This window comes from Corynebacterium striatum (assembly GCF_016728105.1).
Taxonomy (GTDB): domain Bacteria; phylum Actinomycetota; class Actinomycetes; order Mycobacteriales; family Mycobacteriaceae; genus Corynebacterium; species Corynebacterium striatum.
Genome location: NZ_CP068158.1, coordinates 600,447 through 619,790, shown reverse-complemented (window position 1 = coordinate 619,790; position 19,344 = coordinate 600,447). Strand labels below are relative to the sequence as shown.

Annotated in this window: 18 protein-coding genes; 9 read left to right on the top strand and 9 right to left on the bottom strand. The window is 62.3% G+C overall.

The window, feature by feature from the left end; translation table 11 throughout:
* The first annotated feature begins 7 nt into the window (after positions 1–7).
* Genes nadA through I6I72_RS02870 form a run of 4 tightly spaced genes read left to right on the top strand, consistent with a single transcriptional unit; the run spans position 8 to position 4,721 of the window.
* Positions 8–1,237 carry a quinolinate synthase NadA gene (nadA, locus tag I6I72_RS02885; RefSeq protein WP_201807445.1) on the top strand — a complete coding sequence of 410 codons (1,230 nt, stop codon included), beginning with the start codon at positions 8–10 and terminating at the stop codon, positions 1,235–1,237.
* Entirely contained in the window at positions 1,238–2,767 is a 1,530-nt protein-coding gene (locus I6I72_RS02880; RefSeq protein WP_201807432.1) for an L-aspartate oxidase, read from the top strand.
* Positions 2,761–3,603 (top strand): carboxylating nicotinate-nucleotide diphosphorylase, encoded by an 843-nt coding sequence (nadC, locus tag I6I72_RS02875; RefSeq protein WP_005530220.1) that lies wholly within the window; start codon positions 2,761–2,763, stop codon positions 3,601–3,603. Before I6I72_RS02880 ends, nadC begins: the two co-directional genes overlap by 7 nt.
* The gene (locus I6I72_RS02870; RefSeq protein WP_049152335.1) at positions 3,603–4,721 is read left to right on the top strand and encodes a cysteine desulfurase family protein; all 1,119 of its coding nucleotides are present in this window, start codon (positions 3,603–3,605) and stop codon (positions 4,719–4,721) included. Before nadC ends, I6I72_RS02870 begins: the two co-directional genes overlap by 1 nt.
* Here I6I72_RS02870 and I6I72_RS02865 read toward each other — a convergent pair.
* Positions 4,706–5,929, bottom strand: coding sequence for an MFS transporter (locus tag I6I72_RS02865; RefSeq protein ID WP_049159258.1), 1,224 nt, complete (start codon positions 5,927–5,929; stop codon positions 4,706–4,708). The two genes, I6I72_RS02870 and I6I72_RS02865, sit on opposite strands and share 16 nt — an antisense overlap.
* A gap of 92 nt (positions 5,930–6,021) precedes the next feature.
* On the opposite strand from I6I72_RS02865, the gene I6I72_RS02860 reads away from it, so the two are divergent.
* Together I6I72_RS02860 and I6I72_RS02855 are read left to right on the top strand one after the other, a co-directional pair.
* Positions 6,022–6,435, top strand: a complete 414-nt coding sequence (locus I6I72_RS02860; protein ID WP_049152329.1) for a YccF domain-containing protein — start codon at positions 6,022–6,024, stop codon at positions 6,433–6,435.
* 86 nt (positions 6,436–6,521) lie between these two features.
* Positions 6,522–6,935, top strand: coding sequence for a hypothetical protein (locus I6I72_RS02855; protein WP_005530212.1), 414 nt, complete (start codon positions 6,522–6,524; stop codon positions 6,933–6,935).
* Between the two features lie 50 nt (positions 6,936–6,985).
* Here I6I72_RS02855 and I6I72_RS02850 read toward each other — a convergent pair whose 3' ends face one another.
* Positions 6,986–7,252: a type II toxin-antitoxin system RelE family toxin gene (locus I6I72_RS02850; RefSeq protein ID WP_053085481.1), complete on the bottom strand. Its 267-nt coding sequence runs from the start codon at positions 7,250–7,252 to the stop codon at positions 6,986–6,988.
* 312 nt (positions 7,253–7,564) lie between these two features.
* Here I6I72_RS02850 and I6I72_RS02845 point away from each other — a divergent pair, with 312 nt between their 5' ends.
* Positions 7,565–7,732, top strand: a complete 168-nt coding sequence (locus I6I72_RS02845) for a cell division protein FtsW (RefSeq protein ID WP_236251931.1) — start codon at positions 7,565–7,567, stop codon at positions 7,730–7,732.
* A gap of 86 nt (positions 7,733–7,818) precedes the next feature.
* Here I6I72_RS02845 and pgi read toward each other — a convergent pair whose 3' ends face one another.
* From pgi to I6I72_RS02830, 3 genes are all read right to left on the bottom strand, one after another.
* Complete coding sequence (gene pgi, locus I6I72_RS02840; protein WP_005530206.1) at positions 7,819–9,450, bottom strand: glucose-6-phosphate isomerase; 1,632 nt, start codon at positions 9,448–9,450, stop codon at positions 7,819–7,821.
* A 107-nt stretch (positions 9,451–9,557) separates the two neighbouring features.
* Positions 9,558–10,922: a Na+/H+ antiporter family protein gene (locus I6I72_RS02835; protein ID WP_005530204.1), complete on the bottom strand. Its 1,365-nt coding sequence runs from the start codon at positions 10,920–10,922 to the stop codon at positions 9,558–9,560.
* Positions 10,923–10,974: 52 nt separating this feature from the next.
* Positions 10,975–11,259 (bottom strand): chorismate mutase, encoded by a 285-nt coding sequence (locus I6I72_RS02830; protein WP_236081483.1) that lies wholly within the window; start codon positions 11,257–11,259, stop codon positions 10,975–10,977.
* 216 nt (positions 11,260–11,475) lie between these two features.
* On the opposite strand from I6I72_RS02830, the gene pcrA reads away from it, so the two are divergent.
* The gene (pcrA, locus tag I6I72_RS02825; RefSeq protein ID WP_049152324.1) at positions 11,476–14,085 is read left to right on the top strand and encodes a DNA helicase PcrA; all 2,610 of its coding nucleotides are present in this window, start codon (positions 11,476–11,478) and stop codon (positions 14,083–14,085) included.
* Between the two features lie 18 nt (positions 14,086–14,103).
* Here pcrA and I6I72_RS02820 read toward each other — a convergent pair whose 3' ends face one another.
* Complete coding sequence (locus tag I6I72_RS02820; RefSeq protein WP_005530200.1) at positions 14,104–14,868, bottom strand: M23 family metallopeptidase; 765 nt, start codon at positions 14,866–14,868, stop codon at positions 14,104–14,106.
* Between the two features lie 36 nt (positions 14,869–14,904).
* Here I6I72_RS02820 and I6I72_RS02815 point away from each other — a divergent pair, with 36 nt between their 5' ends.
* Positions 14,905–15,111 (top strand): hypothetical protein, encoded by a 207-nt coding sequence (locus I6I72_RS02815; RefSeq protein ID WP_128088527.1) that lies wholly within the window; start codon positions 14,905–14,907, stop codon positions 15,109–15,111.
* A gap of 119 nt (positions 15,112–15,230) precedes the next feature.
* Here the strand turns inward: I6I72_RS02815 and I6I72_RS02810 are convergent, their stop codons facing one another.
* From I6I72_RS02810 to I6I72_RS02800, 3 genes are read right to left on the bottom strand one after another with little or no spacing between them, the layout of a single operon-like run.
* Positions 15,231–17,897: an ABC transporter permease gene (locus I6I72_RS02810; RefSeq protein WP_049152321.1), complete on the bottom strand. Its 2,667-nt coding sequence runs from the start codon at positions 17,895–17,897 to the stop codon at positions 15,231–15,233.
* Positions 17,898–17,899: 2 nt separating this feature from the next.
* Entirely contained in the window at positions 17,900–18,604 is a 705-nt protein-coding gene (locus I6I72_RS02805) for an ABC transporter ATP-binding protein (RefSeq protein ID WP_005530194.1), read from the bottom strand.
* A gap of 2 nt (positions 18,605–18,606) precedes the next feature.
* Positions 18,607–19,161 carry a PadR family transcriptional regulator gene (locus I6I72_RS02800; RefSeq protein WP_049152318.1) on the bottom strand — a complete coding sequence of 185 codons (555 nt, stop codon included), beginning with the start codon at positions 19,159–19,161 and terminating at the stop codon, positions 18,607–18,609.
* Positions 19,162–19,344: the final 183 nt, after the last annotated feature.

Here is a 19,344-nt window from a genome sequence, read left to right as displayed (position 1 = left end):
GACCACCATGCCCAGCGTGCGCGAACTCATCAGGCTTGCTGCAAAGGACGAAGCCTGCGGCAGCGATCTTGCCCAAGACCCATGGGCGCTTAATCAGAACTCGAGCTACGGCCCGGGCGCCTCCATCGCGGACCCGTTCCCTGAACATGCGCCCCACCAGAGCGCGCTTCCGGAGCGCTACACCCAAGCCAGCCCCGAGGAACTCGACGCCATGATCACCGCGGCGAAGGAAACTTTGGGCGAACGCGTGAAGATCCTCGGTCACTTCTACCAGCGCGACGAGGTCGTGACATACGCGGACTTCGTGGGCGACTCCTTCAACCTGGCGAAAGCCGCGAAGGCGCATCCGGAAGCAGACGCCTTCGTCTTCTGTGGCGTGCACTTCATGGCGGAGACCGCAGATATCCTCTCGGGTGCGGACCAGGCTGTCATCCTGCCTAATCTCGCTGCGGGTTGTTCCATGGCGGATATGGCAACGCTCGCGCAGGTCGAGCGCGCGTGGGCTGACATCACGGCGGCCATCGAGGCACCCGTCCCGGTGACGTACATGAACTCGGCGGCGAATATCAAGGCCTTCTGCGGCCGCAACGGAGGCATCGTGTGCACCTCCTCGAACGCCACGACGGTCCTCGAGTGGGCCTTTGAGCAGGGACAGCGCGTGCTCTTCCTGCCGGATCAGCACCTGGGCCGCAATACCGCGCACGCCATGGGCATCCCGGACGAGGAGATCGTGCTGTGGAACCCGCGGAAGGGCCTCACCCCGGAGGAACTCGAGCGCGCTCGCGTCATCGTGTGGGATGGCTTCTGCTCCGTGCACAAGCGCTTTACCGTCGCTCAGATTGAGCGCGCCCGCGCCGAGTTCCCCGGCGTGCGCGTCATCGTCCACCCCGAGTGCCCGGCACCCGTTGTGCAGGCTGCCGATGCCGCCGGTTCCACCGAGCTCATTCGCCGCGAGGTCGCAGCCTCCCGGCCGGGCGACGTGCTCGCCATCGGCACGGAGATCAACCTCGTTAATCGCCTCGCCGCGCAGTACCCGGACCGCACCATCTTCTGCCTCGACCCGGTGGTCTGCCCGTGCTCGACGATGTACCGCATCCACCCGGCCTACCTCGCGTGGACGCTCGAGTCCCTCGCCGCTGGCGAGATACCCAACCGCATCATGGTCGACGACGCGGTGGCAGCCGATGCCCGCGTCGCCCTCGAACGCATGCTCGCCGCCCATCCGAAGGTGGCTTAGATGCGTCACGTTCTCGTTGCCGGCTCCGGCGTTGCAGGCATAAGCGCGGCCCTCGCCGCCCACGCTGCGGGCGCACACGTCACGCTCGCCTATCCTGGCCCCTCCATTCAGGGAAGCGCGGGCAGCACGCAGCTTGCCCAAGGCGGAATTGCAGCGGCCCTCGCCCCGGCGGATACCTGGCAGTCGCACCTCGCCGATACCTTGGCCGCGGGTGCAGGTCTCGTCGACGAGCGCGCCGCCCGCGAGCTCGTGCGCCGCGGCCGGGAGCGCGTCCGCGCGCTGCTCGACGCAGGTTTCCCGGCCGACCGCCGCAGTGACGGAACACTGGACCAAGGGCTGGAAGCCGCGCACGCCTTCTCGCGCATCGTCCACGCGAGCGGTGACCGCACGGGCGCGGAGCTCCATGAGTTCCTGCGCGGCGAGGTCGCGCGGACCCCTGGGATCACTCAGCTACCGGAGCACGCGCTGCATTCGCTCGTCCTGCGCGACGGCGTCGTGACCGGCGCGGAAACGAACCGGGGCATCCTGCTTGCCGATGCCGTCGTCCTCGCCACCGGCGGATATTGCGGGGTATACCCGCGCTCGACCGGCGCGCCCGGAGCCACCGGCCAGGGCATTCTCGCCGCTGCGCGGGCCGGTGCGCTCGTCGCGGACATGGAATTCGTGCAGTTCCATCCCACGGTGCTCGAAGGCACGCGCCACCTCATCTCCGAAGCCGTGCGCGGCGCCGGTGCCGTGCTTCGCGACGACGCGGGCCGGCGCTTTATGCTCGACGTGGATCCGCGCGAGGAGCTCGCGCCGCGTGACGTCGTGGCGGCTGCCATCTTTCGTGCGCAGAATGCGACGGGCGGGCATATCTGGCTCGACGCCACGGCCGTCGAGGGCAACGAGCCTGGTCGCCTCGCGGCTGAATTTCCCGGCATCTCCTGCATGCTCGCTGCCGAAGGCTACGACTGGACGCGCGAACCCGTGCCCGTCGCGCCGGCCGCGCACTATTCAATGGGCGGCGTCGCCACGGATATCCATGGACGCACGAGCGTGCCGGGACTCTACGCCGCTGGCGAGGCCGCGAATACCGGCGTGCACGGTGCTAACCGCTTGGCCTCGAATTCGTTGCTCGAAGGCCTCGTCTTTGGCGACGCAGCAGGCCACGCGGCCGCCGCAGATCCCACCGCGGCCGCAAACGGAGAGTGGCGCTTCGACGATTCGCGACTGCACGGTGCCCTCATGGACATCGCCCCGGCCGCACGGGCCGGCAACGGCACGCTGGCTGACGCCCAGCACGCCATCGCGGCAGGCCTTGGCATCGAGCGCGATGGGGCGGGCATTCGCGACGCCGCCGCCACCTTGGCGACCGTGACGGATGAGGCGGCGGCGGACGTGGTGGGCATCGGAAAGCTCATCGCCGCGGGCGCACTGGAGCGCACCGAGTCGCGCGGCGCCCATCAACGCACCGATTATCCGCACACCGACCCGCGCCAGGCACACGCCCGCGCGCAGCGATTGAAAGCTGAGGTCACCGCATGCTAACTTCCGAGACCATCCGTACTGCGGTCTCCGCGGCCCTGCGCGAGGATGCGCCGTGGGGCGATATCACGGCCGAGGCCGCGATCCCGGCGGAGGCAACGCTGCGCGTGGCCGTCGTCGCGCGTGAGCCCGGCGTCTTCGCCGGCGGCGCCGTCATCGAAGAAGCCTTCCGCCAGGTGAGCGTCGCCGTGGCGGAGCTCGCGCCCGAGGGCACGCGCTTTGCCGCGGGCGAGCGCCTGGCCGTGGTGGAGGGCCCGGCGCGGGCAATTCTCACGGCGGAGCGCACGGCGCTCAACTTCGCACAACGCATGAGCGCTATTGCGACCCTCACCGCGCGCTTCGTGGAGCTCGCGGGGCCTGCACGCATTGCGGATACCCGCAAGACGACGCCGGGCCTGCGCGCATTCGAAAAGCACGCGGTGGGCGTGGGCGGCGGGACGAACCACCGCTTCGGGCTCTCGGACGCGGTGATGGTGAAGGATAACCATCTGGCGGCGCTCGGCGTGGCGCAGGCCCCGGCCACGGCACTCACGGCGGCGCTGCGCGGACTGCGCGAGCGAGTGGGGCATACAACGTCGATCATCGTGGAGGTCGACCGACTGGGCCAGGTCGAGGCCGTTGTGAACGCGGGCGTCGACACGATCTTGCTTGATAACTTCTCGCTCGAGGATCTACGGGCGGCGGTGGAGCTCATCGCAGGCCGTGTGACCGTGGAGGCGAGCGGTAACGTCAATCTCGAGACGGTCGCAGAGATCGCGGCGACGGGCGTGGACGTCATCTCCGTCGGCGCAATCACTCACAGCGCGGGCGTGCTCGACTTGGGGCTCGACGAGCTGTGATGTACCTCGATGCCGCAGCGACGGCGCCGCTGCGCCCCGAGGCGCGTGCCGCGATGGAGCGCGTGTGGGACGCAGGGCAGGCGAATGCCTCGAGCCTGCATGCCGCGGGCGCGGCGGCGCGCCGGGAACTCGAGTATGCGCGGGAGACGGTCGCCGCAACTTTCGGCGTGGCTCCGGAAGGCGTGGTCTTTACCTCGGGCGGGACTGAATCGAATAACTTAGGCGTCTTCGGTCTGGCGCTGGCGCACCCACGCGGGCGCCGGATTGTGACGACGCGCATTGAGCATTCCGCAGTGGCGCAGTCGGTCGCCTACCTGGAGCGCATGCATGGCTTCGCGGTCGACTACGCGGACGTCGACGCGACGGGACGCGTGGAGATGGGGGAGCTGGCGCCGGAGACGACGCTCGTTGCGATGGGCGCGGCGAACTCGGATATCGGAACCGTGCAGGACGTCGCTGCGGTGGTGGAGCGCGCTCATGCGGTGGGGGCGCTGGTCCACCTCGATGCGGTTCAAGCCGCGGTCGCGTTGCCCTTGAGCCTTGCGGCAGACGGGTGGCCGGGACCGGGGCCGGATGCGGTGGCGCTGGCCTCCCATAAATTTGGCGGCCCGCAGGGCGTGGGCGCGCTGCTTCTGCAGCGGGCGGTGGAGCTTGAGCCGTTGCTCCACGGCGGCGCTCAGGAAGGCGGGCGGCGCGCCGGGACGGAGAATGTCGCAGGCATTGCAGGATTTGCGGCGGCCGTGGCAGCGCAGCGGCGTGACGTCGCACAGCGCGCGGTGGTGCTCATGAACAGCCGGGATGCGCTCATCGCTGCGGTGCTGGAGCGGGTGCCGAGTGCGCGGCTCACGGGGCACCCGGAGGAACGTCTGCCTGGACATGCCTCGTTTGTCGTCGACGGCGTCTCCGGCGACGCGCTGCTGGTGGCGCTGGACGCGGCGGGAGTGGCGGCATCGGCAGGCTCAGCGTGCGGGCGGGGGACCTCGCCGGTGCTGACGGCCTTGGGCCTAAACGGGGAGGAAGCCCTGCGCTTTAGCTTGTCGCGGCCGCTGGAGGAGCGGGACATTGCGCTCATTACCGGGGTGATGGCGCGCGAGGTCGCGCGTTATGCGGGGAGTTGATCCTCGACGTAGGTCTGGCGGGATGCGAAGTAGCCGGCGACGAGGGTAACGGGGCCGATGGCGGCCATCACCGTGAGGGGAATGAAGAAGGAGTCGGTCGCCTCGTGCGCGGCGCCGGTGAGCAGGGGACCGAGCGAGGCAAAGGTGTAGCCCACACCTTGGCCGAAAGAGGTGAGTGCGGTGGCACCCTCGAGGGTGCGTGCCCTGATATTGACGAGCACCATGCCCATGGGGAAGATGACTGTACCTACGGCGGCGAGCGTGACCCAGAGCCACGGCGCTGCGAGCGGGGCGAAAGCAAGGCCCAACAGCGCGGCAGAAAAGAAGACCGCGGACATGATGACGACGGGGAAGACGTTGGCCAAACGACCTGCCAGCCACGGGCCGACGATCGTGACAGGAATGCCCAGTGCGCTGAAGATGGCGAGCATATTCGCCCCATACTGCGCGGTTTGGCCCGCGTCGGTGAAGATCTGCGGGATGAACGTCATCATCGTGTAGGCCACGAGCGAATTGGAGCCGAACATGAAGGCCAAGCCGACGCCGATGGTGGTGCGCCACACCGGCAGACGGAAGTTGGGCTCGGGCGCGGTGTTGATGGGGTTCGGGCCGCGGCGGATGAGCAGAGGCATCCAACTCACTGCCGCGATGGCGGCGAGCACACTCCAGGAGCCAAGCGAAATCTGCCAGCCGGGCAGGCCCATGTTCTCCGCCCAGTCCATCATGGGCACGGCTACAATGGGTGCTGCGGCGAGCATGATCTGACTCGACATCATGAAGGTGAGCGACATGCTGGGCACGTGACGCGGGAAGTATTCGCGCACGACAAGCGGCATGGTCGCGTTGAGGATGCCGATGGCAAACAGCGCGATGAGTGAGCCGACGAGCAATAGCCACTCGTTGGGATAGACGACGCGCAGCAGCTGGCCCACGGCGGTAAGTCCGAGCGCGAGGAGCATCATCTCGCTGAGCGTGAAGCGTTCCTTGATGCGGGGGAGCACGAATGCCGAGACCGCGAACATCGCCGTGGGCACCGTGCCGATGATGCCAACCATGGTTCCGCTCATGCCGGTGGAGGCTTGGATCTCCGGAATGAGTGGGGAGATCGCCGTGATGACGGAGCGCAAATTCACCGCGGCCAGGATGATAGCGATAAGTGCAGTGATGCGCGGATAGCGGATGTTCTTGGGCGGGGTCGGTGTGCTCATGACGGTGCTTAATCTTAGGCGCTGGTGACGCTGGCGGCGATCCGAGCGTTCCGCCCCGCGCCCCGCAGGTCTGTGCGGCTAGGCTGGGGCTCATGAAGACGGTTCTCAACGTGATGTGGTTTATCTCCGGCGGCTTCTTCCTCGCCTTGGGCTACTTCCTGGCAGGTATCCTCGCCTGCATCTTCGTGGTCACCATCCCCATGGGCGTGGCCTCGTTCCGCATGGCACGCTTTGCCCTGTGGCCCTTTGGCAAGACCGTCGTGCAGCCTGCCCGAGGCACCGGCGGCATGTCGGCCGTCTCCAACGTGTTGTGGTTTATCGTTGCAGGTCTCTGGCTGGCCATCGGCCACGTCGCCACCGCGCTCGCGCAGACCGTGACCATCGTGGGTATCCCGGTGGCCCTGGCTAACCTCAAGATGATCCCGGTGACCTGCTTCCCGTTCGGCCGCAAGATCGTGGACTCGGATGTCATCCCGCACGGCTGGGAGCCCATGATCAAGCTCTAAGAGTTTTCTCCAGAAACCGGTTATCGGCAGCGGACATGGGATAGGCTGACGATAACCTGGTTCTCATTTTTTACAAGGAGTTCGTCATGCCTGGTTTTAGCCTGGATAAACTGCAACAGCTCGCCGGCCCTGCCGCCGCGGTGGTCGCGCTCATCATCACGCTGATCGCCTCCCTCGTGCCGGGACTCGGGTCAAGCGCCCCGACCGAGACGAAGGGCACCGTCATCTTCACCGTCGTGGACCGCGTCGGCCTTCCCATGCGGTGTTCCTACACGAGCACGTGGCCGGAGATCCAGACCAAGGAACTCAAATTCACCGCGGAGAATGGCACCGTGGGCTTCGACGCCCCAGCCGGCACCACCGTGGACGTGACCTTCGACTGCCCGGCTGGCACGGCCACCGCCAGCGCGACCGCACCGGAGACCGGCGTCGCACAGAAGAAGGTCACTGTGGACGGCTTTGCGTTGAGCTCGAAGAATGAGGGATCGAGCGCAGCGTAAACGCAGACCACACTGGAAATATAGGGACGCCACGGTTGATGTGGGCGTCCCTATTTCTTATAGACACCTCCGCGCGCACCGAGGGTAAAAATCTTGATGACGAGTAGTCCTTGGTCAACGGTGTACCCCACGTGGTACCTTCCCACGCGGATGCGATAGCCCTCTCGCCCTTGGAGTTTCTCGTAGCCCGTGGGGAATGGATCGGTCTCGAGAGCATCGATGGCACCCTGCATGGCGGAGTACGCAGCGGGATCATGGCGACGAATTATGCGCCACTGTCGTTCGGCGAGCGTCCTAAAGGTTATCTCGAAGACCACAGAATGAAGAACAATCAGAAATGGTACACACAGTATTTTTGTAAACTCTGTACCTACTGGCACTACTTTGGCTGGCGATATGACGCCACGTGAACGCGAAAGCTCCATTTCGCTGCGTCACCGACGCGAAGAATTGGGCGTTACTATTGATGAAAGTCGCTGTACCGGGAAGCGGACGATCGTTACCCGCACTGGGAAACGCGTTGCGGCAACCGTTCCCGTCAGTGATCTAGAAAGGCTTGAGGAGCTCGCATCCTTCCTTTGCTGGTCATTGCGACGTCTTATGTAAGCCAGGGGATAGGCTGGGGCGGGGTGGCCTCCTCCGATGAGGAAGGCGTGCCGTTGAGCGAGGTGACTTCGGACGGAGTGATTCTCAACGTCGTGGGGTTCTTGGCGTTCTCCTTCGTCCTCGTGCTGCCTATCTACTTGGTCCGCAGGCACGTGTGGGATAAGAAGCAGCAGGACGCGTCCCAGTCCTAAAAAGAAACTCTCAGTTCCACCGCGATGGTGAACTGAGAGTTTCTCCGTAGCGCGCTACCGGCGAGGCCGGGACGCGCGATGTGGTCTTAGCGGTTCTGGCGGTACCAGCGCACGAGCTCGTCGGTGGAGGAGTCACCGGAGTTGGCGGCTTCTTTGCCGGAGACGGCAGGAGCGAGGTCGTTCGCCTGCTGCTTGCCCAGCTCCACGCCCCACTGGTCGAAGGAGTTGATGTCCCAGATGATGCCCTCAGTGAAGACGATGTGCTCGTAGAGCGCAATCAGCGCACCGAGAATCTCCGGGGTCAGTTCCTCCGCGAGGATCGTGGTGGTGGGGCGGTTACCCGGCATGACCTTGTGCGGAACCACTGCCTCGTCCACGCCTTCAGCGGCGATCTCCTCGGCAGTCTTGCCGAATGCCAGGACCTTAGTCTGCGCGAAGAAGTTGCCCATCAGAAGGTCATGCATGGAGCCGGTGCCGTCGGAAGCAGGGAAGTCCTGCTTCGGGCGAGCGAAACCGATGAAGTCAGCCGGAATGAGGCGGGTGCCTTGGTGCATCAGCTGGAAGAAAGCGTGCTGGCCATTGGTGCCTGGCTCGCCCCAGAAGATCTCACCGGTGCCGGTGGTCACGGCGGTGCCGTCGCGGCGCACCGACTTGCCGTTGGACTCCATGGTCAGCTGCTGGAGATAAGCCGGGAAGCGGCCCAAGTCCTGGGAATAAGGCAGGACCGCGTGGGTCTGTGCGCCGTGGAAGTTGGAGTACCAGACACCGAGCATGCCCATCAGAACCGGGACATTGCTCTCCAGCGGGGTGGTGCGGAAGTGCTCGTCCATGGCGTGGAAGCCCGCGAGCAGAGCCTTGAAGTTATCCGGGCCGATGGTGCACATCAGGGATAGACCAATCGCGGAGTCCATGGAGTAGCGGCCGCCCACCCAGTTCCAGAAACCAAACATATTCTCGGTGTCGATGCCGAAGGCGGCGACCTTCTCAGCGTTGGTGGAAACTGCAACAAAGTGCTTGGCCACTGCGGCTTCGCTGCCCAGCTGCTCAATGAGCCATGCGCGAGCAGCGTGCGCATTGGTCAGGGTCTCCTGGGTGGTAAAGGTCTTGGAGGCAACTATGAAGAGGGTCTTGGCAGCGTCGAGGCCATCGAGTGCTGCAGCCATATCTGCCGGGTCTACGTTAGAGACGAACTTGGCCTTGACACCAGCGTCTTCGTAGGCGCGCAACGCCTTGGACGCCATGGCCGGGCCAAGGTCAGAGCCACCGATGCCGATGTTGACCACAGTGGTGATGCGCTCACCGGTGTGGCCGAGCCACTTGCCGGAGCGGAGGGCGTCGGCAAAAGTGCTCATGCGGTCCAAAACCTCGTGGACGTCAGCGATGACGTTCTGGCCATCGACGTTGAGCTCGGCGTCGGCAGGCTTGCGCAGCGCGGTGTGCAAGACGGCGCGGTCCTCGGTGTTGTTGAGGTGCTCGCCGGCGAACATAGCGTCGCGGCGGCCCTCAACGTCGGCGGCGCGGGCGACGTCGACAAGCGCTGCGAGAACGTCAGCATCCACAAGGTTCTTGGAAAGATCGACGTGCAGGCCCGCAGCATCAAAAGTCAGGGTGGTGGCGCGGGACGCGTCGGCGGCGAAAAGCTCACGCAGGTTGAGGTTCTTCTTCTCTTGGAACAGCTGCTCAAGTGCGGTCCACTGGGGCTGTGCGGTGATGTCCATTACAAGGGCCTTTCTGGCATTAGTTAGACATGAGTTTTTACCCAATCCACCGTAGTCCACTGCCGCGACTTTCGCCGTCGCTAGCCGGCTGTCCCAAAGACAAGAAATTACAGAACCATCGCGCCAATCCAGCCGGCGATCAGCAGCGGGATGTTGAAGTGGAGGAAGGTCGGGATGACCGAGTCACGGATGTGATCATGCTGGCCGTCAGCGCCCAAGCCCGCAGTCGGTCCCAGCGTGGAGTCGGAGGCGGGGGAGCCAGCATCGCCCAGCGCGCCTGCTGTACCCACGATTGCCACCGTGGCAGCCGGGCTAAAGCCCAAGGACATGCACAGCGGGACGTAAATGACCGTAATGATGGGAAGGGTGGAGAAGGAGGAACCGATGCCCATCGTGACGATGAGACCCACCAAGAGCATGGCTCCGGCCGCCAGCATCTTGTTGCTGCCGAAGGCATCCGCAGTGGCGGTGACGAGCTCCTCGACCTCACCTGTTGCGCTCATGACTGACGCGAATCCTTGGGCCGTAATCATGATGAATCCGATGAGCGCCATCATGCGCATGCCATCGGAGAAGACATTGTCTGCCTTGCGCCAGTTCACCGCACCGGTGATGAGTAGGATGCCCAGGCCGGTCAGTGCGCCGACCATCAGGCCGTCGGATTCGAAGTCCAGCGATTGCATGATGATCTGCACGGCGAATGTTGCCACAATTGCGATAATGCTGACCCAAATCTTGTACGGTGCGGGCGCTTCCTCGGTGGGCTCTTCGTCAGAGATTGGGGCGTCGGCGTAGTCGCGTGGTTTGCGGTAACTGATGAAGATGGCGATGAGCAGGCCGGACAGCATGCCCAGTGCCGGGATGCCCATGACCTTCATGATGGAGATGCCATCGGTGTCGAGGCCGGCCTCGTTGATGTTGAACAGCAAGATGTCGTTCAAGAAGATGGAGCCGAAGCCCACCGGCAGGAACATGTAGGTGGTGACTAGGCCGAAGGTCAGGCAGCAGGTGATAAGTCGGCGGTCGATGCACAGCGCGTTCATCACCTTAAGTAGCGGCGGCACGATGAGCGGGATGAATGCAATGTGGACGGGAATGACGTTCTGGCTCATCACGGCCATGGCGATGAGACCCACCACCAGGATCCATTTGGTGGCAGACGCCGCGCTTGGCGACGCCCCATTCGCGGTACCGGCTGTCGCCGGGCTGATGCGGCGGATAAGGAAGTTAGCTAGCAGCTGGGGCAGGCCCGTTGCGGCAACGCCCATGGCGAAGGCGCCGAGGAGTGCGTAGCTTAGCGCGATCTTGGCACCGCCGCCGAGACCGTCCTGGAAAGCAAGCATTGTGGCATCGAGGCCCATGCCTGAGAGGAGGCCGCCGGTGAGGGCTCCGAGAAAGAGCGCGACGACCACGTGGACGCGCAGGAGCGCGAGGGCCAGCATGACGATAACCGCGATGAGAACAGCATTCATGCTGATGAGATTACGGTATTTTATCCAGAAAACTGAAATTTATTGATTGTGATTAGCCGAGCTTGCCGCGGCCCATGCGCAGCAGGGCAGAGGCGATTGCGGGCCCTTCTTCGCCGAGCTCGTCGCGGAATTCGTTGAGGATGGCGATTTCGCGGGTGTGTACTAGCTTGGTTCCGCCCGAGCTCATGCGGGTGCGGCCAATGGTGCGTGAGATCTCGGAGCGGCGCTTTACTGCATCGAGGATGACTCGGTCGAGACGGTTGATCTCGAGGCGATAATTTTGAATCTCCGCGTCGGTGAGGGGATCGTCAGTGCCGGAAGGCATGCGGATCTCCATGCCGTTATCAACGACGTTGACGTCATGAGCGTCGACACCAGCGGTGGTGTCGCCGTGCTGATCGGGAGTTTCGTGTGCAGTGGACATAGACACTGATTGTGCCACTCGGAAACTAAAAATGAAACTTTCAACGCAGCGTTCCCGTTGTGTTCGAAAGTGCTGGGTATGGCGTGTTATGGGGCAATGTCCGGAGGGACTAGTAGGTTGGTAGGCATTATGAATGATGCGTCTCCATTTTCTCCCGCCCCGCGCCCCGAAGGCCATGGCAGTGCTGGTGCCCCCGGCGATTCAGCCGGTGGATTCGGTGCTGGCCAGCAGCCGGATCTCTTCGGCGGCTTTGGGCAGCCTGCCCGCGCCGCCACTCCACCAGCCTCGGCCAGCCAGAGGCTCGCTAGTCACGCGGCAGCCGATCAGAGGCCAGCTGGCCCAGATCCGCTGACGGAGGGGCTTAACCCGCAACAAATAGAGGCCGTCACGCACGCAGGATCGCCGCTGCTGATCGTGGCGGGCGCGGGTTCAGGTAAGACTGCCGTGCTCACGCGCCGCATTGCTTATCTCATGCGTAACCGAGGCGTGGCGCCGTGGGAGATCCTGGCGATTACCTTTACCAACAAGGCTGCGGCCGAAATGAAGGAGCGCGTCGGCCAGCTCGTGGGTCCGGTGGCTGAGCGCATGTGGGTCTCGACCTTTCACTCCATTTGTGTGCGCATCCTGCGCCAAAACGCTCAGCTAGTCCCAGGGCTGAATACCAACTTCACCATCTATGACGGGGACGATGCGCGCCGCCTGCTGACCATGATTGCCAAGGACATGCAGCTGGACTTGAAGAAGTACACGGCACGCGTGCTGGCTAACCAGATCTCGAATCACAAGAACGAGCTGGTTTCCCCTGACTATGCCTTGGCTGAGGCGGAGAAGACCAAGAATCCTTTCGACATTACGGTGGCTCGCGTATTCGACGAGTACCAGCGGCGCCTGCGCGCGGCTAATTCGGTGGACTTTGATGATCTGATTGGTGAGGTCGTCCGCATCTTCAATCAGCATCCCCAGGTGGTGGACTTCTACCGTCGTCGCTTCAAGCACGTGCTGATCGATGAGTACCAGGACACCAACCATGCACAGTACGCTTTGGTGTCTGCGCTGGTCGGTAGGGGAGAACTGGGGCCGGACGCGCCGGAGCTGTGCGTGGTGGGTGACTCTGATCAGTCCATTTATGCATTCCGTGGCGCCACCATCCGCAATATCCAGGAGTTCGAACGCGACTATCCGCAGGCGCACACCATCTTGCTTGAGCAGAACTATCGCTCGACGCAGACCATTCTGAATGCCGCGAATGCGGTGATTGCTAAGAATGAGGGCCGGCGCGAGAAGAACCTGTGGACCGCTCACGGGGAGGGTGCCAAGATCGTCGGCTACGTTGCGGACAACGAGCACGATGAGGCGCGCTTTATTGCCTCAGAGATCGATTCCTTGTCTGACAAGGGCCGCGACTATTCGGACATCGCGATCATGTACCGCACCAACAACGCGTCCCGCGCACTGGAAGACATCTTCGTTCGCTCCGGCATTCCGTACAAGGTGGTTGGCGGTACGCGCTTCTACGAGCGCCGGGAGATTCGTGACATGGTGGCTTACCTGCGCATCATCGATAATCCGGATGACACGGTGAGCCTGCGCCGCATCATCAACGTGCCGAAGCGTGCTATTGGTGACAAAGCCCAGGCCCAGATAGCACTGCATGCGGAGAACCTCGGCATCAGCTTTGGCAAGGCGCTTTATGATGCCGCAGCTGGCAACGTTGCGGGCCTGGGTACCCGCGCGGTCAATTCGGTGTCGAAGTTCAACGAGATGATGGAAGGTATCCGGGCCCAGATTCCGGGCATGACCAATGAAGTTACGCACCAGCCAGACCTAGGCGAGCTGTTGAGCGCAGTACTGGACGCCACCGGATACCGCGCAGAGCTGGAAAACTCCAACGACCCGCAAGATGGCGCCCGCTTGGACAACCTCAATGAGTTGGTTTCTGTAGCACGCGAGTTTAGCTCCGAGGCCGCGAACCAATTGGCATTCACTGGTGCCGATGTTGAAAACGACATAAGCCCGGAGCTCGCCGAGGGGGAGGCCCTGCCCGGCTCGCTCCAGGCGTTCCTGGAAAAGGTGTCGTTGGTAGCTGACGCTGACCAAATCCCAGACAATGAGTCCGGAGTGGTCACGCTGATGACGTTGCATACCGCCAAGGGCTTGGAGTTCCCAGTCGTCTTCCTCACCGGCTGGGAGGACGGCCAATTCCCGCACATGCGTTCTTTGGGGGACCCCAAGGAACTCAGTGAAGAACGCCGCCTGGCGTACGTAGGCATCACGCGTGCTCGTGAGCAGCTGTATTTCACCCGTGCGATTCTTCGCTCGTCGTGGGGCAATCCGATGACGAATCCGGCCAGCCGCTTCCTCGCCGAGGTCCCAGAGGACCTCATCGACTGGCGCCGTGAAGAACCAGACAGCTCGCTGTCCAGTGCATGGGGTGGAGATGACTCCTACCAATACGGTCGTTCTTATGGTTCGGATTGGTCTGGGTGGGGCAGGACCTCCCCGCGCGTTACGTCTTCCCCTTCGCAACGCACGCGGAAACCTGCCTCTTCGACCTCAATGCCAAAGAACAACCAGTTGATTTTAGTTGTGGGGGACCGTGTCAATCACGCTAAATACGGACTGGGCACGGTCATCGATGCCTCCGGCTCCGGTCCACGCGCCACCGTGACGGTGGACTTCGGATCGGCAGGCAAGGTGCGCCTCATGCTTATCGGCGGTGTTCCGATGGAAAAGCTTTAGGCGCTAGGGGGAGCTCGCTTAGATGATGATTCCACGCTGAGCGAACCACGGAACCGGGTCGACGGCTGCGCCGCCACCTGGGTGCACCTCGAAGTGGAGGTGCGGGCCGGTGGAGTGGCCCTCGTTGCCGATGACGGAGATCTGCTGTCCAGCAGAGACTCGGTCGCCGACGTTTACGAGGAGCTGGTCACCTGGCATGTGGCCATAGACGGAGATGGTTCCATCGTCGTGCCGGATGCGGATCCAGTGGCCAAAGCCTTGCGCCGGACCAGAGGAGATAACTTCACCGTCCATGATGGAGTAAATCGGCGTGCCAATCGGGTTGGCAATATCGATACCGTTGTGGAAGGTGCCCCAACGCGGGCCGAAGCCGGAGGTGAAGGTACCGGAGGTTGGGAACACAACGGTGTTTCCGGAGCTATCCTGGCCCTTGACTGGGGTCAGTCCGGAGTGGTCACCCGCTGGGGCATAAGCCTCAGCGAGGCCTGGGATGCTGGATGGGTCAAGAACGATGTTCAGGGCGCCGCCGTTGTTAGAAATCTCAGGTGAGACTGCGCCCGCCAAGACGCCGGCGGTGGACTTGGTGAGTCCCACGAAGGCGTCGATAAGCGTGGTGTTATCTGCATTAGTTGTAACTTCTGGCTTTGACGAGCCATCAGAGACGTCAACGCTGGCTGCCGGCTGCGCGGCGGAGGCGTTAGCGCCCATGGTGGTAGCAAGTGCAGTGCTCAAGGATAGAGCCGTGAGCGTCACAATCTTGCGTGCGCGGGAATTGCGCTTCATAACTTCAAGTCCTTTTCATGACGGAGCATGTTCGGGGTGGCTCGGTTAAGCCTGCGGGATGCCATTGATTTCAAGTCCGACACGCCGGGAAAGTTCAATCCCGGCTTGGCGGCCTGTTTGTGGCAACGAGATAAAGCTATCGGTCTTTTCCGTGAACTGCAATATCTGAAATTGCAGGTAAACGCCGGAATTTTTCGAAAATCATTCGAACATGCCAGCATGTTGCGCGTGTTACTGATGTGAAAGAAGTTATGACTGTGAAGTTTGGGTTTAATGTGTGGGGGTGTGTTGTGGGGGTGAATCCTCCTACGTGCTGAGAAACGCTGGATGAGCTGCGACAAGGCTGGTGCCTAGACCGCTTTCTAGGCGAGGGCTCGCTGCTCGTCGCGATCACGGGCAGTGATGTCACCGCCACGTCCCCGTGCCTGGCTCAGCGCAGAAATTGCGGCACCGGCCAAGGGCACTGCAATAACCACCAGAAGCATCCACCGGTCCGGTTGGAAGTACTCGATACCGTTAATTGAATACGGATTGGAGTTATAGAGATTCCGGGGAGCTTCGCTGAGGAACACGCCGACAGCTTGGCCCAACACATATCCCGTCAGCATGCTGACTCCGGCGATGATCCATGTCTGCCACGCACTAACCTTGGCCATCAAGCTCAGCGGCGCACCCAGCGAGTTATAGGTATCTGCTTCGCGCCGCATGGCAACGGCGGTATTCGCAATGATGAAGACCAAGGCCAGCACGCTGAGCACAGCGAGGATTGCAGCTGGGGCCCATTCATCACTCTGCGGAGTGCCGGTGAAGGAAATAGTGTGGGTTCCACCTGATGCTTGCTCGACAGCAAAGGAGATGCCCTCCCGCTCCTTTGGCGTAGGGGTCTCGTTAAAAGCTACTGCGGTTCCTAGTCGAGCTGCTTTAATATTCAGCTTTTCCGCGGCGCCAGGGCTAATCAGTGTTACGTCGCGCGCAAAAATAGGCAATGCCTCAACTGCCGGAAGCTTTGCAGTAGCGCTGCCGATGACGCTGCCATTTCTTTGCTCGGCGCGTTCTGCGGTGAAGCGTGCTTCGCTGCGGCCCTCCAAATGGCGACCGTGGGCTAAGACGATGCCGCCCTGTTCAAGGGTGGCAGCTGCCTTGTCCTTGTCTGCCGGACTGTCGAAGTTGAAGAGATCGAGTGTCTCCGGCGTTGCCTCAAGGGTTCTTCCGTACTTCATCAGATCGCTGGTGGGAAGCCATGTCATCATTTCATGCGCACAGGCCTCGCGAGCCTCAGCTGAAGTATCAGTTGTTCGACCTTGCCTATCGATGAAGGTCGCTTCTTCGACGTTGTCTGTTGGATCCGTCTGCTCGCAGACGAAGTCATATTCCATCGTGAGTTTGACGCTGGGTACCTGCGAGTCCGGCAGATGCGCGGAATAAGGGTCCACGTAGCCGCGCAACTCCATCGCGTGGCCGGGTTTCTGAGCAAGCGCGGCATCGGCGGCGGCTGTTTCAGCACTTGAGTTGGGGTTATCAACGGCGTTTGAATAGTCATCGGTGGCGATGATCGCCGTTGAACCTGGGTTGACCAAGGTGGATTGCTCCTCCCACTTGGCGGCGTCGAGGAAGGAAAGCACAGAGCCCGCCGCTGAGGTGAACGTGATTGCTAGGAGCGCCACCGCAGTGGGAATGGTGCGCATGCCACGTCGCAGTAGACCTCGCCCGGCAAGGCGGAGAGCGAGGCCGCCGTGGCTGCATAGCCGGGAAGCCGCAAAAATGAGGGCGGGCGCACTTGCCCCGACGGCGATGAAGGCCAAAAGCCCCAAAGGGCCGAAGAACATTTGTCCTGCTGGTGTTAGGGAAAGGAGAACCAAGATTGGCAGGGCCATTGGCCCGTACGCCATCTCTTTACGCCAGCGCACTATGCGGTCAGGTCTGCCGCCTTGGATTGCGGTCGTCAGCGCCGAGCGTGCCGCCAACCAAGCTGGAATTGCTGCAGCGCACGCAGAGCCAAGGACCGCAATCGCCCAGATTTCCGCGCTCATCAGCCAGGGGATATCGAGGGGTAGACTTGGGAAGCGAATGCACCAGGCCGCGATACCGATGGCAAAGCCCAAGACTGCACCAATCGTCGCGCCCACTACTCCGGTGAGGAAGCCATATGCCAGCACGGCAGCGGCGATGTGCTTCGGAGAGGCACCCTGCGAGGCCATGAGCGCATAAAGGCGTAGGTTCTTACCCAACGCAAAGCTGAAGACTGGCGCAACGAGGACCAGAACGAGCAACGCTGCGAAGGAATAAACGCTCGCAACGAAAAGCAAGAAGAGGATCTCATCTCCGGTTAGACTGGGTGTCACATCGCTGTTGGAATCAAGGTGGCTGTCGTACAGCGCCAGGCCTTTCTTGGCTAGGGCTTTTGCGTCATCCTCAGTGAGCTGGTGGCTGCCCACGATCGCCCACATGGCTTGGCCGGGATTGTGGTCCAAGTCTTCGTCGCTTACCAAAGCCGGTGCCGTGGCGTAGCTATCAACGCCGGGAACGATGCCCGCAACCTTAGCTTCTTTTCCTCCACTGACCTCCACCACGTCGCTAACGTCGGCGCCGATCTTCTTGGCCGTATCAGCAGAAAGAAGTACTTGCCCAGGTCGCAATTGATAGTGCTCCAGAAGCACCGCAGCCTCAGCGGGCGGATTGTCTACGTCGAACTGAGAAAAGGTCGTTCCAGCACTCTTAGAGCCAAAGCGAACAGGACCATGGAAGAAATTGACCACAGGGCTAGCCTGCAGGTCACCAGGAAGGGCCTCGTTCGCAACGTCGCGGAAGTTTCGCTCCGAACCGTTGTCGAATTCTGGTGAAGCTGGGCTAATGGTGCGATCCATGCTGTACATCAGCGAGCTGAACTGGCTTTCAGAGGATGTACCGATTCCGAACGCGATGAGTGCCGCGACCGGAAGAGCCACCAGTAACAGACCCGCGAGCGAGCGCCACGGGTGTTTGACCATGTCGCGCCTCGTGGGGCGCGTGACAGCCGAGAACGAAGACATGACTAGTTGCCCTCCTTGCTGAGTTTGCCGTCGCGGACCATGACCACGGAGTCGGCCCAGCCGGCAAAGCGTGGTTCGTGTGTGACCAGCAGTCCGGACGCTCCGGCGTCGATGCGCGAGCGCAGCAATTTCATGATCGAATCGCTCGTACTCGTATCGAGTGCGCCCGTGGGCTCATCTGCCAGAAGCACTTTGCGGGGCCCGATGAGTGCACGTGCGATAGCCACTCGTTGGGCTTGGCCGCCGGAAATCTCTTCGGGAAAGCGGTCAGCAACGCCCTCGAGGCTGACCTCTGCGAGCGCTTCCTCGGCGGCCTCCCGGCACTTCTCGCGGGATACGCCGTCGAGCTCTAAAGGCAGTGTCACGTTCTCACCGACCGTCAGCGTGGATACCAGGTTGAAGTTCTGAAATACGAAACCCAAATGGCGGCGGCGCATGGTGGCAGACGCTGACTTGGAGAGATCGGCGGCATCCGCGCCGTCGATAAGCACCCTGCCCGAGGTCGGCGGGAGTAGGAGCCCGGCAACGTTGAGCAGAGTGGATTTACCGGAACCCGATGGCCCCATGACTGCCACAAGCTCGCCGGGGCGCAGCTGGAGATCGATGTTGTCCAAGGCCGTAACCTGCCGGGCGCCCGTGCCGAAGACGCGGGTGACCTCCTGCAACTCCAGGGGGAACGGTGCATGAGCGTTGGTGGTGGCGTTCATTGTTAATCCTCTTCCGGCTTGGTAGTGGGGGACAAAGATCTTGGAGTGGCTAAAGACTCTGCGCGATCGAGCCAACGGGAGAGCGCTTCGAGGTCGAAAATCTCCCTCTCTAGAGCCAACCTTCGTGCGCTGCGCTCTTCTGGCATTTCGGAGGCTTGTTGATTGAGGATGCGAAGCTGCTTCATCGTGGCAAAGCGCTGCGAATCCAAGATTCTTAGGGCATCAACGTCGCTGCGGCCGGCGGCGAGTGCAATCTTGAGCACGAGCTCGTCGCGCTCGATGGGCTGCTTGTCGACGCTGCGTGTCCACCACGCTGCAAGCTCGCTCCGGCCCTCCTCAGTGATGGAGTATTCAACGGCCTTTCTGCCCGTGGGGCCGGTAACCTCGCCGCTTTCTACGATGAAGCTGTCACGTTCCAAACGTTTGAGGGTTTGGGAAACTTGGCCGATATTGAGGGGCCACAGGCCCTCCATGGCATCGGCAAACTCGTGCTGTAATTGGCTGGCCGTGGATGGCCTGGCGCTGAGAAGCGATAGCAAAGAATGTTTCATTGACATGGTCGGTGCCCGTTCTTGGGAGAGTTTTGGGAAGGACAGTGAGGGCGCTGGTATGCGATATCTGAAAAACTCGATGGTTACCGGGTAATCACTTTGGAGCTTACCGGGTAAGCTTTAAAAGGGCAATGGTCCGGCCTTCTTGGGCAATCATTAGGGTAGCGGTCTCCGTTTGGGGACGATCCC